The following is a 14,652-nucleotide window of genomic DNA, read 5'->3' as shown; positions in this document are numbered from 1 at the left end:
TTAAAATTGCAACATTTATTGCCAGAAATTAAATGAAGCAATTTAATTTGTTAAATCAACCATGATGCAGCCATCGGGCATCCAGGAGAGTGAGTGAAATTATGGCTACGATTCGTTGCACCACCGCTCAGGCAATTGTTCGCTATCTGAGTAACCAGTTCACGGAAGTTGATGGTGAGCGGGTTCCGCTTTTCCCCGGCGTCTATGGCATTTTTGGACACGGCAACGTGACCTGTCTCGGGGAAGCGCTGGAAGCGGTACAGGATGTGCTGCCCACCTGGCGTGGTCAGAACGAACAATCGATGGCGTTTGCCGCCGTGGGGTTTGCCAAAGCGATGGTACGCCGCCAGATTATGGTGGTGACGGCCTCGATTGGCCCAGGCACCACCAACCTGCTGACTGCCGCCGGCGTGGCGCATACCAGTCGTCTGCCGGTATTAATGCTTTGTGGCGATAGCTTCGCCCGCCGCGTTCCCGACCCGGTGATGCAACAGGTTGAGCATTTTAACGATCCAACGCAGACGGTTAATGATGCCTTCAAAGCCGTCTCCCGCTACTGGGATCGCATCACTTACCCGGAACAAATTCTCTCTTCTCTGCCGCAGGCGGTCGCCACAATGCTCGATCCCGGCGAGTGCGGACCGGCCTTTATTGGTGTCTGCCAGGATGTGCAGGAGATGGCCTGTGATTATCCGGAAGCCTTCTTTGCCCCGCGTCTCCACCAGATGCCGCGCCCGCGCCCGGATCGCCTGCTGCTAAGCCAGGCGGTTGAGCGACTGAAGCAGGCTAAACGCCCGTTAATTATCGCCGGGGGCGGCGTGCGCTACTCACAGGCGGAGGCCGCGCTGGAGAAATTCGCCACGGAACACGGTATCCCGGTGGTGGAGACCATCGCCGGTAAAGGCACCTTCACCCATCATCACCCAATGCATATGGGACCCGTCGGCATTCTCGGTTCAACCTCCGCCAATGAGCTGGCCGCCAATGCCGACGTGGTGGTGGCGATCGGCACACGTTTAATGGATTTCGTTACCGGGTCCTGGACGGTGTTTGATCACCATGCCCAATTTATTGCCCTGAACGCGGCGCGCTTCGATGCCCATAAACATATGTCGATTCCGCTGGTGTGCGATGCGCGCGAGGGGATTGAGGAGCTGAATGACGCCCTGACCGGCTGGCAGGCCGATCCTGCCTGGCTGGAGCGCGGCCGCACCGCCTTCGCCGGATGGAATGCCCTGATTGCCGGGCAGCAGGAGCGCACCCCCTCACAGGACGATCCCTCATACGCGCAGGTGATTGGCGTGGTGAACGCGCTGGCCGCCCCCGAGGATTACATCATCAGCGCGGCGGGAGGTCTGCCTGGTGAGCTGGTCAAAGGCTGGCGGGTGAAAAATCCCGGCACCTTCGATTGTGAATTCGGCTTTTCCTGCATGGGTTATGAACTCTCGGCGGGCTGGGGCGTGGCGATGGCCGCTAAGCACCAGGATGTGTTTGTCATGATTGGTGATGGCACCTACATGATGATGAATTCAGATATCTATTCCAGCGTGCTGTCCGGCCACAAATTCATTCTGCTGGTGTGCGACAACGGCGGCTATGCGGTGATTAACCGCCTGCAAAATGCCAAAGGCGGCGCGTCGTTCAACAACCTGCTGAAGGATTGCCGGGTACAGGAGCCGTTCCATGTCGATTTTGTTGCTAACGCGCAATCGATGGGCGCGCTGGCGCGTAAAGTCACCACGCTGGATGAGCTGGCCGAGGCAATTACATGGGCCAAAGGCAACGATCGCACCACGGTGATCGCTATCGCGACGCACCCCCATACCTGGACGCCAGGCGATGCGTGGTGGGATGTCGGTGTGCCGGAAGTCAGCGCCAGGGAGAGTGTCAATCAGGCCAGGGCTGCACATGTGGCTGGCCGTAAGAAACAACGTACCGGTATCTGACAAGGAGACAGAACATGTTGTATGCGAAATTAGGCATCGCACCCATTGCCTGGTCCAACGACGATCTGCCGCAACTGGGCGGGGATACGCCGCTGACCACCTGCCTGGAGGAGAGCCATCTGGCGGGTTTCCAGGGGGTGGAAACCGGCGGGAAGTTCCCGAAACATAGCGCAGAACTCCAGCCTCTCCTGCGCGAATTTAGGCTGGATCTGGTCTCGGGCTGGTACTCCGGCACCCTGCTGGACAACACCGTGGCGGACGAAATCCAGCAGGTCCTGCCGCAATTGCAGCTGTTCCACGACTGTGGCGCCGCCTGCCTGGTATATGGAGAAACCGCGGGCACTATCCAGAATAAACAGACTGTGCCGCTGAGCAGACGCCGCCGCCTGACCGATGAACAAATCCAGCAATATGGCGAGAAATTATCGCAATTCGCTGCGTTCTGCCGCGAATATGGCGTACCGCTGGCGTTTCACCACCATATGGGCACCGCCATTGAAGATGAACAGGATATCGATCGGTTAATGGCCGCCACCAGCGACGATGTCGGCCTGTTGTTTGATACCGGCCATCTGGTGTTTGCCGGTGTCGATCCGCTGACTATCCTGGCGAAACATGGCAGCCGCATCATCCATGTCCACACTAAAGATGTTCGAAAAGAGGTGCTGGCGGCGCTCGACTGGCAGCAGGACAGCTTTCCCGATGCGGTGCTGAAAGGGATCTATACCGTTCCCGGCGATGGCCACATCGATTTCACCGCCATCATCAATAAACTGGCTGACATCGGGTATCAGGGATGGTTTGTGGTTGAAGCGGAGCAGGACCCCGCCACCGCCCCACCGCTGCAATATGCACGTATTGGTAATGGCACGCTGCGCAAGGCGCTTGACGCAGCCGGATACACGCTCACTGGAGAAACGTTGTAATGAACCAATTAAATAACAAAGTCGCGATTGTCACCGGTGGAACCCAGGGATTAGGTGCCGCTATCGCCCGACAATTTGTCCAGCAGGGGGCCGCAGGCGTGGTTATCTGCGGCAGAAATGAAGCGAAAGGCAACGATAAAGCCGCGCAGCTGAATGCCGAAGGGCAAACCAGAGTGGTTTTTGTGCGCGCGGATCTCTCCTCGGTGGACGATTGCCGCAAGGTGGTTGCCACCGCCGACGAACTCTTTGGCCGGGTAGATGTGTTAGTCAATGCCGGAGCGATGACGGATCGCGGGACGATTCTCGATACCACTCCCGAACGCTTTGATCAAATGTTTGCCACCAATGTTCGCGGTCCCTTTTTCCTGATGCAGGATGCCATCAAAATCATGCGGCGCGAGAAAATTGAAGGCGCGATCGTGAATATCTGCTCAATGTCGGGACTGGCCGGGCAACCCTTTATCTCTGCCTACTGTTCCTCGAAAGGTGCGCTTGCCACCCTGACACGCAACACCGCCTATGCGCTGCTGCGTAACCGTATTCGCGTCAATGCGCTGAATATTGGCTGGATGGCCTCCGAAGGCGAAGACCGCATTATGAAAACCTATCACGATGCGGAAGAGAGCTGGCTGGAAAAAGCGGCGGCAGAACAACCCTTTGGCCGCCTGATCCAGCCGGAAGAAGTCGCGCGTGCCGTGTCGTTCTTAGCCAGCGAAGAGTCAGGTCTGATGACCGGCTCGGTGATTAATTTCGACCAGTCGGTGTGGGGAGGCTACGACCAGACGGCAGCGCCCGCCAGCCCGCTATAATCACGACCTTGCTTATTCAGCCTGCGTCAGCAGGCTGAATAAAATATCCGCCGCGCCAGGGATTACATTCCCTGCAAAATTAGTCATATTGCTACCTTCGCCAGATTATCGCAGCGCGTAAGGAAAACCATGAGAAACACCGTCATATTGCTGGGCCTGTTGCTGTCAGCTGGCCACGCGACGGCGGCCCTGCCCGCAGCGATCACAGCGGGTGAGATCATCAATGTCGAACTCTCGCAGCTACACCCTACCCAGTCCGCCATTGGCTATCGTGAGCTGGACTACAAACTTCACCGCTATCAGCATGAACCAAAGAAACTGTTCAATGACTTTTGCGCCAGTGCCGGTCAGCGAGGCGTGAAGACATTTGATGCGCAATCCCGTCTCAGCGATCGTCGCAGTTTCACCTGCAAAGCGGCGCCGGGCAGCGATCCGGATGCGATGAAAACGGTGGTAATCGCCCCGGATAACGCCCTTTATCTGACCGATGGACATCACACCTTTAGCAACTTTGCCGACATCGGCGGGCTTAATACTCAGGTTCCGGTGCGTATTACCGATGACTACCGCCAGCTGAAAACGATGTCGGCCTTCTGGGATACCCTGAAGGCCCGCCATCAGGTGTGGCTGGATTCGGCCAGCGGACAGCTGCAACCCGCAGCCCTGCCCACGCAGCTGGGTCGCCATGCGATGCAGAACGATGAATACCGTTCGCTGGTCTATTTCGCCAACAAGGTGGGATACGTTAAGCGCAGCAACGCGCTGCCGTTTCTTGAGTTCTACTGGGGAGAATGGCTGGCAAAACAGCTGCCGCTGTCAGGATTTGATCTGACCAGCAGCCGTGGCTATGCCCGCGCCGTCGCGGCGGCGGCGGAGAAGATGACGACGATCCCGCCGGACACCGTCATTGCGAACACCGATGCCGGGCCGGTTACGGCGCAAGCCATGGGGGCGTTACAGCAGGTCAACAGCAAAGCAATGCACAAGCTGGTCTCTTCCGGTGGGAAGTTACGCTGGGCGTTTGCCGATTAACCTTCGTATCAACGCCATTGATCTAAGATAGTAGCTGACGATCACGGTTGATTTCCCAGGAGCAGGCCATGTCAGAGACGCATCACCCCACCACCGTACGTTTTGCCATCAACCTCGGCAATCCGGTGCTTGCCGGCACCAGCCCGTCGGGAGAACCCGGCGGCATTTCAGTGGCGTTAGCGCGCCGCATCGCGGCGGAACTGGGGGCGACGGCGCAATTTATCACCTATCCCACCGCAGGCAGCGTAGTCAGCGCCGCCGGGAGCGGCGTCTGGGATATCGCCTTTCTGGCGCAGGACCCGCTGCGGGAAAATACGCTGCGCTTTACGGAAAGCTATATCACCATTCAGGGCACCATGATGGTTCATGCCGACGCCGGGTTTACCTCGGTGGCGCAGGCCGATGCGCCGGGCGTGGTGATCAATGTCGGCAGCGGTGCCGCCTACGATCTCTGGCTGACACGCAACACCGCCCACGCCCGTCTCCATCGCTTAAGCTCCTCTCAGGCCGCGATCGAGGCATTTTTAGCCGGTGAAGGCGATATGGTGGCGGGCATTCGTCAACCGCTGGAAAACGCCGCATCCCGCACGCCAGGTTATCGGGTGTTAGCGGATAACTTCACCCAAATCAATCAGGCGGTGTGCGTGGCAGCAGCGGATGAGCGTTATTACCCGCGTGTGGCCGCGCTGGTAAGCCAGTTAAAGCTGAGCGGAGAGATAGATGCCCTTATCCGCGAACATATGCCGACATGACGCCGATAACCCCACGGCATCCTCACTAACAACCCACCCACAATTGTTACAATTAATTAACAAAGCTAATTAATTGCTCAGCGTAAGCATGGTTTTTTTGTGCTGCTTTTAGTCGCTTTTTTCGCGACTCCGTCACAGTCAGCACATCCGACCGATAAGGCAATAATGCCTTGTAAGATAATGAGAATTATTTACACGCAACGATTTTTTACATCTGCCGGAAAAGGAATTTTAAAAGGCGTTTATAGATATTCTGCTGGCGATGCCCTGCCAGAATCATATAGGGATTAAGGAATATCTTTTATGAACAAATTATCCAGAAGAAGCTTTATGGCATTCGCTGCCGGTGGCACCGTGGCGCTGGCGGCGGGTCAGGTTCATGCCCATGACAACATTCAAACCCACCCGGCCAGTTCAGGCGGAGGCAGAGATCCCGGACCGCACGATCCGACCCGCGAAGCGGAAAACCCCGACATTGTTAATCCTCCGGCGACCGATAGCGGCACGCTGCCTAACCTGCGTTTTTCTTTCAGCGATGCCCATGTGCGCAAGGGTAGCGGCGGCTGGACCCGGCAGGTCACCCAACGTGAGCTGGGTATTTCCACCACCATCGCGGGCGTTGATATGCGTCTGAATGCAGGCGGCATCAGGGAACTGCACTGGCATAAGGAGGCTGAGTGGGCCTATATGACCTATGGTAAGGCGCGCGTGACGGCCTTCGATGTGCACAGCGGCTGGTTTGTCGATGATATCGGCGTCGGTGATTTGTGGTATTTCCCGCCCGGCATCCCGCATTCGATTCAGGGGCTGGGGCCGGATGGTTGCGAATTTTTACTGGCCTTTGACGACGGCAGTTTTGATGAAGACAGTACCTTTCTGTTATCCGACTGGTTTAAACATATCCCTCCGGAGATCCTGGCAAAGAATTTTAACCTGCCGGTCTCGACATTTTCCCACCTGCCCTCACCTGCCGATGAATACATCTTTGCCGGTACCGTGCCGGGCAGTCTGGCTTCTGCGGCCACCGCAGGCGCGGCAAAATCGAAAACGGTGTTTACTCACCGCATGTTGGCGCAGGACCCGATCAAAGCGCCGGGCGGCACGGTGCGCATTACCGATTCATCGAACTTCCCCGCATCAAAAACCATTGCCGCCGCGCTGGTGGAAATCGAACCAGGGGGCTTACGCGAACTGCACTGGCATCCCAATAATGATGAATGGCAATACTACCTGGAGGGCGAAGGCCGGATGGGGGTTTTTGCGTCGTCAGGCCAGGCGCGAACCTTTGATTATCGCGCCGGGGATGTGGGGTATGTCCCATTCGCGATGGGACATTACATTGAAAACACCGGGGATAAACCGCTGCGTTTCCTTGAACTGTTTAAAAGCGATTATTACGCTGATATCTCACTTAATCAGTGGCTGGCCAGTACGCCTCGTGAGCTGGTGAAACAACATTTGCAGCTCGATGATGCATTTTTTAATGCCCTTTCCCTGCAAAAAAATCCGGTTATCAAATAATTCCCGCTGGCCGGTGATCCGGCCATTTTTTTACAAACCTGAGAACATTCTTACCGTTTCGTCATAAAATCCGTTATATACAATAGCTTTCAGAAACAATAAAAAATCCTCCGGATAAATAATTAAAAAGGGATGAAAAATTTAAAAAGATAGTTAAAAACCACATAAAGAAAATATAGCTTTTCACTCAATAAATTAGAGAAGCAAACGGCATTTAAATAGTCACCCCGCCTTGCAAAGATGCATTTATCAATTAGGCTTATCTATGCAGTACGCACATGACAAATTTTAATGTCATGTTTTTTACTACTCATAAGAGGAAGTATTATGACTCAGCATAGAAGCGGTTCAGATAATTTCGCGGATGATAAAAACAAAGCATCTGATGCAGGTAAAAAAGGCGGTCAGCACAGCGGCGGTAATTTCAAAGACGATCGTCAAAAAGCCTCAGATGCAGGGAAAAAAGGCGGTCAGAGTAGCCATCGCGGCTCCTGATCCAGGCCCGCCGGTGCAGGGATGAAGCCACCGGCTCATTGATGAAAACGGGAGCAGGGACAGCTCCTGAAAATTACATCCCCGATCAATCATGGCATCATGCCCATAGCAATAAAGTGAGGGCAGCTGCTTACGCCACTGCCCCGCTCGTCACCAGCGATATTTATTGCTGTCTTCCCATTCTTTTATTTCCTTTTCAGCCTGATCTTTTTTGTATCCATACCGTTCCTGAATGCGGCCAATTAACTGCTCACGTTTACCTTCAACAACATCAAGGTCATCATTAGTCAGCTGCCCCCACTTTTCCTTTACTTTTCCTTTAAACTGCTTCCAGTTCCCACTGATTCGATCTTCATTCATAGCTAAGCTCCTTTAATGAGAGGGAAAAATAAAAAACAAACTCCATGTCTGACCTTATAATTTTAGGCCGGAGGGTGTTTTGTGCCAGAGAAAAGCGGCTGACGTCATCATTCTGTGACACGGGACTTAATTTGGCAGCCATTAAAATATAAGTGTCGTTATTTCAATCTATTTCTTTTGCCAATGCTGGCGTTGATATTCCCGCGCCGCTTTTTGCGCATTCCGCAGCCGTGAACTGCGATATGCCGCCGATCGCAACCCGGTTTTGCAATCCAAATCACATCCTGTCATCAGGCCATACGTTTTGTTTTGACTTCCCATCGCCATCAACGCTAGAAATGTCCACAGGCGTGTTACTGGATCAACCAGGCAAGACCTGAAGCGACCTTCTTTCAGAAGAGCGCTTCAGGTCTTTTTTTTTGGAAAAAAAGAGGGCTGACCATGGATTTTCACCAGACGGCGGCAAAGATCGTTTCCCTCGTTGGCGGAGCGGGAAACATTGACCATGTGGAGCATTGCTCTACCCGATTGCGCCTGACGCTGCGTGACAACACGCGGGTTGACAAGGCAGCGCTGGAAGCCATGCCTGAGGTTCTCGGTGTGCGCATCAATGTGCAATGCCAGGTGATCATCGGCAAAGATGTCATCGGGGTGTATCAGGCGCTGCACAGCCTGGTGGCAGGAACCGATGCCGTCACTGCCCCAGCTGCGGGTCACGCCAGCAAATGGGCAGTGCTGGTGGACTTCGTGATCAGCGTTTTCCAGCCCCTGGTGCCTGCCATTGCTGGCGGTGGCGTCTTAAAATCGCTGTTGATCCTGCTGGACTTACTCGGCTGGTTAAACCGCGCCAGCGACACCTGGCGGGTGCTGGACAATATCGGTTCCGCTCCGCTCTATTTTCTGCCGATCCTCGTCGCGATCACCACGGCGACCAAACTCAAAGTCAATGTGCTGGTGGCCGTTTCGGCGGTCGCGGTGATGGTGTTGCCGGCGATGACCAAAGGGTTATCGGATGGCATCACCTTTATGCATCTCGACCTGAAGAATGTCGCCTACGCTTCGCAGGTGTTCCCCGCCATTCTGTGCGTGCTGCTTTACGCCCAGGCCGAGCGTCTGTTCAATCGCTATTCCCCCTCAGCGGTGCGCATTTTCCTCTCACCGATGCTGTCACTGCTGGTGACCGTTCCGCTGACGCTGCTGGTGCTGGGTCCGCTGGGCTATGAACTGGGATCGGCGATTGCCACCGTCATCCTGTGGCTGTACAGCAAACTCGGCTTCGTCGCCTCCGGCTTACTGGCGGGCGTATTACCTTTTATGATCGCCGCCGGGATGCACAAGGCGATGATCCCGTATACCGTCGCCTCTATGGGCCAGTTCTCGCGTGAGCTGCTCTATCTCCCGGCCTCGCTGGCGCACAACATCGCGCAGGCTGGCTCTTGTCTGGCGGTGGCGACCAAAAGCAGAGATAAAACGCTGCGCTCGACGGCGCTGTCGGCGGGGATCTCCGCGCTGTGCGGGATCACCGAACCGGCGCTGTATGGCGTCACGTTGTTAAACAAAACCGCGCTTTACAGCGTGATCGCCGCCAGCGTGATTGGCGGAGGCTTTATCGGCTGGATGGGCGTGCAGGCATTTGCACTGGTGGGACCGGGTCTGGCCAGCATCTCGATGTTTATCGCGCCCGATAATCCCTGGAACATCCTCTATGCGCTGCTGGGTGCCGCGCTGGCTTTTATCATCGCCTATGTCGCCACGCTGCTGTTCTGGCAGGAAAAAAAGCCGGTGGCGGAGGCGCAGTTTGTCAGCCCGGCACTGGGCCAGATGATTGCGCTACAGGACGTCAACGATGAGGTGTTTTCACTGGGCATTATGGGTGCTGGGCTGGCGGTGATCCCGGAGAAAGGTCAGCTGTTTGCCCCCGCTGACGGCGTAATCAGCACCCTGTTTGCCAGCGGCCATGCGGTCAGCCTGCTGACCACTCAGGGGGCGGAAGTCATCCTGCATATTGGCATCGATACCATCAGGCTGAACGGCAAAGGTTTCACCCCGCTGGTGAAAGAAAATCAAACGGTTAAAGCCGGTGACGTGCTGGTGGAGTTTGACCTCGCCGCCATCACCGCTGCGGGCTTCGATCCGGTGGTGGTGATGGTCATCACCAACAGCGAGCGCTTTGCCCTGACTCCCATCAATTCACCCGTTCCATTTACCACACCTTCCCCCATTATGACGCTAAAGGAGTCTGTATGACGGAGAGCAAATCCCCCTTCCCGGATAATTTTCTCTGGGGTGCCGCCATTGCGGCCAATCAGGCTGAGGGAGCCTGGAATGTGGACGGCAAAGGCCCGTCTGTGGCCGATGCGGTCAGCTGGAAGCCCAATCTGGACCTGAAGGATTACAGCGCGCATATGGCGATGAGCGATGAAAACATCGCCGATGCGTTGCAGGGCGCCAACAGTGCGCGCTATCCCAAACGCCGGGGCATCGATTTTTATCATCGCTACAAAGAAGATTTAGCGCTGTTTGCAGAGATGGGCATCCGGGTGCTGCGCGTATCCATCGCCTGGTCGCGCATCTTCCCCGATGGCGAAGACAGCGTGCCGAACGAGGCCGGGCTGGCTTTTTATCATGATCTGTTCAGTGAAATGCGCCGGTTAAACATCGAACCCCTGGTGACACTGTCACATTACGAGATGCCGCTAAAACTGAGCGAACGCTACAACGGCTGGGTTCACCGCAACGTGTTGGCGGCTTTTGTGCGCTTCAGCAACGTCTGCTTTGATCGCTACAAAACGCTGGTGCGCTACTGGCTGACATTCAATGAAATCGACAGCATCCATCGCCATCCTTTTACCACTGCCGGTATCCGCGAAGAGAAGTGCGCCCCCGGACAGGTGCAGAAAGATATCTACCAGGCGCTGCATCATCAGTTTGTCGCCTCCGCACAAGTGACCCGCGATTGCCACAACAAAATCCCCGGCAGCCAGGTGGGATGTATGCTGACCAGGCTCACCACCTATCCACGCACCTGCCACCCGGACGATGTCGAAGCGACGCTGAAAAAGAATCTGGAAAACTACTTCTACGCGGATGTGCAGGTTTTCGGCAGCTATCCCGCGCTGATCTGGCGCGATTTGCAGTCACGCCAGGTTGCACCGGAGATGTTGCCGGGCGATGCGGACATTCTGCGTCAGCACACCGTCGATTTTGTCTCCTTCAGTTATTACATGTCGCTGACCGAATCCACCCAGCCCGATGCAGAACGCACGCCGGGGAATACGGTGCTGGGGGTAAAAAATCCTTATCTGCCCTCTTCAGACTGGGGATGGCAGATTGACCCGGTTGGTCTTAAAATCTCCCTGCTGGAATTATACGATCGCTATCGTAAGCCGCTGTTTATCGTTGAAAACGGGTTGGGCAGCAAAGACGAAGTGGTCGACGGCAAGATCCACGATAGCTACCGTATTGATTACTTCCGCGCCCATTTTGAACAGATGCGCGCGGCGGTGCAGGAAGGCGTCGACCTGCTGGGTTACACCAGCTGGGGCACCATCGATATCATCAGCGCCGGGACATCGCAGATGTCGAAGCGCTACGGATTCATCTATGTCGATCAGGATGACGAAGGCAATGGAACGTTGTCACGACTGCGAAAAGACTCGTTCTGGTGGTACCAAAAAGTGATTGCCAGCAATGGCAACGATTTGAGCTGATCGCAACCAATGTGGCAGGTACGGTTTTGTTAAAGGTGAAGAAGTCGCTTAATAACAGCATGTTGCTGGTCGAAAATGACCAGCAGGAGATGATTTTGTTTGGCAAAGGGATCGGCTTTGGCGCCAAACCCGGGTCAGACGTCACCGCCTCGGGCGTTGAGCAGATATTTATCCCTGTCGATCATCTGAAATCGCCCCATTATTTTTCCCTTACCAACACCATACCTGTCGCTTATTTTGACCTCACCCACGACATTATCGCGCTGGCGCAGACGCAGTATGAAAAAACGCTGCATACCATGCTGTTCTTTACCCTGGCGGAACATCTGTGGTTTGCGGTCGATCGCGCGCGTAACGGGCAGACCATCGCCAACAAGCTCAGCTGGGAAGTCCAGCGTTACTATCAACAGGAGTACGCGCTGGGACAGCAGGCCAAAGCCATGGCTGAACAGCGCTTTAGCGTCGATCTCGGTGATGATGAGGCGGTGCATATTGCCTTTCATCTGATTAACGCGTCAGGCGTGGCCAATGAAAACGGCGATCAAAATCACGCGCATCAATGCGTGCAGCTGGTGAATCGGATTGTCGATATTACGCGCTACCGGCTGCGGATCGATATCGATATGCAGTCGATAAACTTCAATCGCTTTATTACCCACCTGCGCTATTTTGCCGAACGCATCCTGGCCGGAAAAATCAGCGAGGAGACCGGGGACGATTTTTACCAGGAGCTGCTTAAGTTCCATCCGGCAGCGATGGCGGTGGCCTGGTCAATCCGTGATTTTATTTTTGAGAAGTATCAACTGCTGTTGCCGAAAGAAGAACTGACCTGGCTGAGCATTCATATCAGCCGGTTAAAATCCAGCTGATACAATCACTTGCATGACCTGCTCATGGCACTCTGAAAAAAATCTCAAATTTTTAGCAATATTTCCGACGCTGGTTCGTCTACCTCATCAACCGCGGTAATCCGCTAATGTGATAAGAGGTAAGACAATGAGAAATTTTGCTATGCATGATCGTGGAAACCGGTTTGGCCGTCACCGGATGGCGAAACCGATAATATTGGGTGTGGGGGTGTTTGTATTACTTGGCCTGCTGGTCATGTCGCTGTGGAATGCGTTGCTCCCGGCGATCGCTGGCGTAAAAAGCATCGGCTTCTGGCAGGCGCTGGGGCTGCTGGTTCTGTGCCGTATTTTGTTTGGCGGGCTGGGTTTCCGCTCCGGCATGTTTGGCCTGGCGCGCGGGCGTCGTCGTATGCACGAACGCTGGATGCAGATGACCCCGGAACAGCGGGAAGAGTTTATTCAGCAGCGCCGTGAACGTTTTGGTCGCCGCGATTTTCGCGGGCACTGCGGTGGTCGCCGCGGACGCCGGGGTCAGCCGGGCGACACGCAGAACAGCACGCCTGAAACCCCGGACGCTGAGTCACGCTGATGAAATCCACAGCGGCAGGAGATTCTCTGCTGATATCCGCCATCAACGCCTGTCGATCACGGCTGCGATCCTTTATCAGCCGCCGCGTACCCGTGCGTGATGATGCAGAGGATATCCTGCAGGAAGTCACCTATCGGCTGATGACGGTAGAACAACCGGTGGAGAATGTGGTCGCCTGGCTGTTCCGCGCGGCGCGCAATGAAATGATCGACCAGTCGCGTAAAAGCCGCGAACTGCCCCTGTCAGGCTGGTTCACCAGCGACGATGAGGAGCCAAACCCGGAAGATGAGCTGGCGGAAACGTTGTTTGGCCAGCCGCAGACGCCGGAGGACGAGTACCTGAAAGCGATGATCTGGGAGGAGCTGGACGCCGCTCTCGCCGAGCTGCCGCCCGCACAACGCGAGGTATTCGATAAAACCGAGCTGCAAGGCTACAGCTATAAAGAACTGGCAGAAGAAAGCGGGGTTAGCGTGCAAACCCTGCTATCCCGCAAACATAAAGCGGTGCTCTATCTGCGCAGCCGGCTGCGCAACCTCTACGATGAGCTTACCGGCTAACATCAGGCTTTTGATGATCTGAAATCAGTTTTAAATCAGGTTGCTGTCAGCAACGTCCGTGACACCAGTAGGCCATAAAACTGATGACGTCACGCGACAGGTTGCGCTCACCGACCAGAAAACGCCGCAGATGTTTGACCGCCGTTGATTCTGCGGCGACCCAACCATAAAAGCGATTATCCCTGCCGCTGGCTTCATCCCATAGCAGTTCGCCATCGGCTTCTTCCTGCACCTGCTGACAGGCGGTAAGCGCATAATCCGGCAGCCGGACGTGCTGTCTCACCGCCTGCAACAGCGCCTCACCATAACCCGCGCCAACCCTGTCACGCGGCAGCCAATAGATTTTGGCGAAGCGATAGTGATCCAGATCGATGCAGTCGCCCTGCTGCGGCACCTCGAGAAAAACCTGCAACTGAGGCGGGCTGGTGCGCATGGCCAGAGCGGCCAGAATGCCTTTCACCGCCGGTAACGCCGTTTCATCCGCAATGATCAGCGCCTGCTCCACCTGTGTCGCGGGCTTCCATTCATAGCCACCGCTATCGCCCGGATGCTGCCGGTTAGGCGCCACGATTTGCAGCGCATCGCCGCTTTGCGCGCTCAGCGCCCAGGCCGACGCTGGCCCTGCGGTACCGTGCATGACAAATTCCACCTCCATTTCGGCGGCGTCGGCATCGACGCGTCGCAGCGTGTAAGTCCGCAGAAGTGGCCGTTTCTCTTCAGGCAGGCTTTTGATTTGCTCCCACCAGTGATCGTCAGCGACCAGCGACGGAAGCGTGCCGTTCGGCGCAGGCAGGAGAATTTTGATGCGCTGATCCGGCGCGTCCAGTTTCATCTGTCTGATTTCTTCACCGCGAAATACGCAGCTGAGCAGAGAGGGCGACAGCACGGTCTTCCGCGCCAGCACGACATTAAATAAACGATAGCTCTGAACTGATGACATGATTTCGCCCTGCATAGCGTAAGGATTTCGTTAAGACTATGACGCTTAATTGATCCTGAATATGTGAAAATATTACAAAAATGATTGATAATGTAAATGAGATACTTATCATAACGATAATCATTATCACCTTCTCTGTGAGATTTTCTTATGCATTCCCTGCTCTG

The 14,652-nt window shown here is 55.2% G+C and carries 14 protein-coding genes; 12 read left to right on the top strand and 2 right to left on the bottom strand.

The genetic code is table 11. The features are described from left to right. Positions 1-101 precede the first annotated feature (101 nt). The 7 genes from iolD (at position 102) to AC6I8V_RS24015 (ending at position 7,481) form a co-directional block, all read left to right on the top strand. Positions 102-1,946, top strand: a complete 1,845-nt coding sequence (gene iolD, locus AC6I8V_RS24045; protein ID WP_497846907.1) for a 3D-(3,5/4)-trihydroxycyclohexane-1,2-dione acylhydrolase (decyclizing) — start codon at positions 102-104, stop codon at positions 1,944-1,946. 14 nt (positions 1,947-1,960) lie between these two features. Further along, complete coding sequence (iolE, locus tag AC6I8V_RS24040) at positions 1,961-2,872, top strand: myo-inosose-2 dehydratase (protein WP_497846906.1); 912 nt, start codon at positions 1,961-1,963, stop codon at positions 2,870-2,872. Further along, positions 2,872-3,681, top strand: a complete 810-nt coding sequence (locus AC6I8V_RS24035; RefSeq protein WP_497846905.1) for an SDR family oxidoreductase — start codon at positions 2,872-2,874, stop codon at positions 3,679-3,681. The genes iolE and AC6I8V_RS24035 overlap by 1 nt, the downstream gene beginning before the upstream one ends. 129 nt (positions 3,682-3,810) lie before the next feature. Next, complete coding sequence (locus tag AC6I8V_RS24030) at positions 3,811-4,713, top strand: ParB/Srx family N-terminal domain-containing protein (RefSeq protein WP_497846904.1); 903 nt, start codon at positions 3,811-3,813, stop codon at positions 4,711-4,713. Between the two features lie 68 nt (positions 4,714-4,781). Beyond that, the gene (locus AC6I8V_RS24025; RefSeq protein WP_497846903.1) at positions 4,782-5,465 is read left to right on the top strand and encodes a transporter substrate-binding domain-containing protein; all 684 of its coding nucleotides are present in this window, start codon (positions 4,782-4,784) and stop codon (positions 5,463-5,465) included. Positions 5,466-5,768: 303 nt separating this feature from the next. After that, positions 5,769-6,986, top strand: coding sequence for a cupin domain-containing protein (locus AC6I8V_RS24020; RefSeq protein ID WP_497846902.1), 1,218 nt, complete (start codon positions 5,769-5,771; stop codon positions 6,984-6,986). 327 nt (positions 6,987-7,313) lie between these two features. Next, positions 7,314-7,481: a con-10 family general stress protein gene (locus AC6I8V_RS24015; protein WP_497846901.1), complete on the top strand. Its 168-nt coding sequence runs from the start codon at positions 7,314-7,316 to the stop codon at positions 7,479-7,481. A 150-nt stretch (positions 7,482-7,631) separates the two neighbouring features. Here AC6I8V_RS24015 and AC6I8V_RS24010 read toward each other — a convergent pair whose 3' ends face one another. Further along, positions 7,632-7,841 carry a CsbD family protein gene (locus AC6I8V_RS24010; protein WP_497846900.1) on the bottom strand — a complete coding sequence of 70 codons (210 nt, stop codon included), beginning with the start codon at positions 7,839-7,841 and terminating at the stop codon, positions 7,632-7,634. Positions 7,842-8,282: 441 nt separating this feature from the next. Here AC6I8V_RS24010 and AC6I8V_RS24005 point away from each other — a divergent pair, with 441 nt between their 5' ends. The 5 genes from AC6I8V_RS24005 to AC6I8V_RS23985 all read left to right on the top strand — a co-directional run bounded on the left by AC6I8V_RS24005 (position 8,283) and on the right by AC6I8V_RS23985 (position 13,545). After that, complete coding sequence (locus tag AC6I8V_RS24005; RefSeq protein WP_497846899.1) at positions 8,283-10,088, top strand: glucose PTS transporter subunit IIA; 1,806 nt, start codon at positions 8,283-8,285, stop codon at positions 10,086-10,088. Then, positions 10,085-11,551 carry a glycoside hydrolase family 1 protein gene (locus AC6I8V_RS24000; RefSeq protein ID WP_497846898.1) on the top strand — a complete coding sequence of 489 codons (1,467 nt, stop codon included), beginning with the start codon at positions 10,085-10,087 and terminating at the stop codon, positions 11,549-11,551. Before AC6I8V_RS24005 ends, AC6I8V_RS24000 begins: the two co-directional genes overlap by 4 nt. A 26-nt stretch (positions 11,552-11,577) precedes the next feature. Then, positions 11,578-12,420, top strand: a complete 843-nt coding sequence (locus tag AC6I8V_RS23995) for a PRD domain-containing protein (RefSeq protein ID WP_497846897.1) — start codon at positions 11,578-11,580, stop codon at positions 12,418-12,420. A gap of 127 nt (positions 12,421-12,547) precedes the next feature. Then, positions 12,548-12,988, top strand: coding sequence for a hypothetical protein (locus AC6I8V_RS23990; RefSeq protein ID WP_497846896.1), 441 nt, complete (start codon positions 12,548-12,550; stop codon positions 12,986-12,988). After that, positions 12,988-13,545, top strand: a complete 558-nt coding sequence (locus AC6I8V_RS23985) for an RNA polymerase sigma factor (RefSeq protein ID WP_497846895.1) — start codon at positions 12,988-12,990, stop codon at positions 13,543-13,545. Before AC6I8V_RS23990 ends, AC6I8V_RS23985 begins: the two co-directional genes overlap by 1 nt. Before the next feature lie 46 nt (positions 13,546-13,591). On the opposite strand, the gene AC6I8V_RS23980 is transcribed toward AC6I8V_RS23985, so the two are convergent. After that, positions 13,592-14,485: a siderophore-interacting protein gene (locus AC6I8V_RS23980; RefSeq protein ID WP_497846894.1), complete on the bottom strand. Its 894-nt coding sequence runs from the start codon at positions 14,483-14,485 to the stop codon at positions 13,592-13,594. Positions 14,486-14,652: the final 167 nt, after the last annotated feature.

The organism is Pantoea sp. X-Soil-TKNS-1207, from assembly GCF_059730485.1.
This window is presented reverse-complemented; position numbering and strand designations above follow the sequence as displayed.